This is a genomic window from Pseudomonas sp. HMSC08G10 (assembly GCF_001808425.1).
Lineage (GTDB): Bacteria > Pseudomonadota > Gammaproteobacteria > Pseudomonadales > Pseudomonadaceae > Aquipseudomonas > Aquipseudomonas guariconensis.
Genome location: NZ_KV793319.1, coordinates 1 through 1641, shown reverse-complemented (window position 1 = coordinate 1641; position 1641 = coordinate 1). Strand labels below are relative to the sequence as shown.

Annotated in this window: 1 protein-coding gene; it reads left to right on the top strand. The window is 66.5% G+C overall.

Annotated features, from left to right (window positions below; genetic code table 11):
* The coding region (gene hutU, locus HMPREF3173_RS16740) for a urocanate hydratase (RefSeq protein ID WP_070574685.1) at positions 1-1641 on the top strand (1641 nt) is incomplete at both ends.

Sequence of the window (1641 nt, the reverse complement as noted above, 5' to 3'; positions counted from 1 at the left end):
GAAATCCGCGCCCCGCGTGGCAACAAGCTGACCGCCAAGAGCTGGCTGACCGAAGCGCCGCTGCGCATGTTGATGAACAACCTCGACCCTCAGGTCGCCGAGAATCCGAAGGAGTTGGTGGTCTACGGCGGCATCGGCCGTGCCGCACGTAACTGGGAGTGCTACGACAAGATCGTCGAGACCCTGACCCGCCTGGAAGACGACGAGACCCTGCTGGTCCAGTCCGGCAAGCCGGTCGGTGTCTTCAAGACCCACGCCAATGCCCCGCGCGTGCTGATCGCCAACTCCAACCTGGTGCCACATTGGGCCAACTGGGAGCACTTCAACGAACTGGACGCCAAAGGCTTGGCCATGTACGGCCAGATGACCGCCGGCAGCTGGATCTACATCGGCAGCCAGGGCATCGTCCAGGGCACCTACGAAACCTTCGTCGAGGCCGGCCGCCAGCACTACGACGGCAACCTGACCGGCAAGTGGGTCCTGACCGCAGGCCTGGGCGGCATGGGCGGCGCCCAGCCACTGGCCGCGACCCTGGCCGGCGCCTGCTCGCTGAACATCGAATGCCAGCAGAGCCGCATCGACTTCCGCCTGCAGACCCGCTACGTGGACGAGCAGGCCAAGGACCTGGACGACGCCCTGGCGCGCATCGCCAAGTACACCGCCGAAGGCAAGGCCATCTCCATCGCCCTGCACGGCAACGCCGCTGAAATCCTGCCTGAGCTGGTCAAGCGGGGCGTGCGCCCGGACATGGTCACCGACCAGACCAGCGCCCACGATCCGCTCAACGGCTACCTGCCGGCCGGCTGGACCTGGGAGCAGTACCGCGACCGCGCCCAGACCGACGCCGCTGCCGTGGTCAAGGCCGCCAAGCAGTCCATGGCCGTGCACGTACAAGCCATGCTGGACTTCCAGAAAATGGGCGTGCCGACCTTCGACTACGGCAACAACATCCGCCAGATGGCCAAGGAAGAAGGCGTGGCCAATGCCTTCGACTTCCCAGGCTTCGTGCCGGCCTACATCCGTCCGCTGTTCTGCCGCGGTGTCGGCCCATTCCGCTGGGCGGCGCTGTCCGGTGACGCCGAGGACATCTACAAGACCGACGCCAAGGTCAAGGAACTGATCCCGGACGACGCCCACCTGCACCGCTGGTTGGACATGGCCCGCGAGCGCATCAGCTTCCAAGGTCTGCCGGCACGTATCTGCTGGGTTGGCCTGGGCCTGCGCGCCAAGCTGGGCCTGGCGTTCAACGAAATGGTCCGCAGCGGCGAGCTGTCGGCACCGATCGTCATCGGCCGCGACCACCTGGACTCCGGCTCGGTCTCCAGCCCGAACCGCGAAACCGAAGCCATGCGTGACGGCTCCGACGCCGTCTCCGACTGGCCACTGCTCAACGCCTTGCTCAACACCGCAGGCGGTGCCACCTGGGTTTCGCTGCACCACGGCGGTGGCGTGGGCATGGGCTTCTCCCAGCACTCGGGCATGGTCATCGTCTGTGACGGTACCGACGAAGCGGCCGCGCGTATCGCTCGCGTGCTGACCAACGACCCAGGGACTGGCGTGATGCGTCACGCCGACGCCGGCTACCAGATCGCCATCGACTGCGCCAAGGAGCAGGGCCTGGACCTGCCGATGATCACGGGC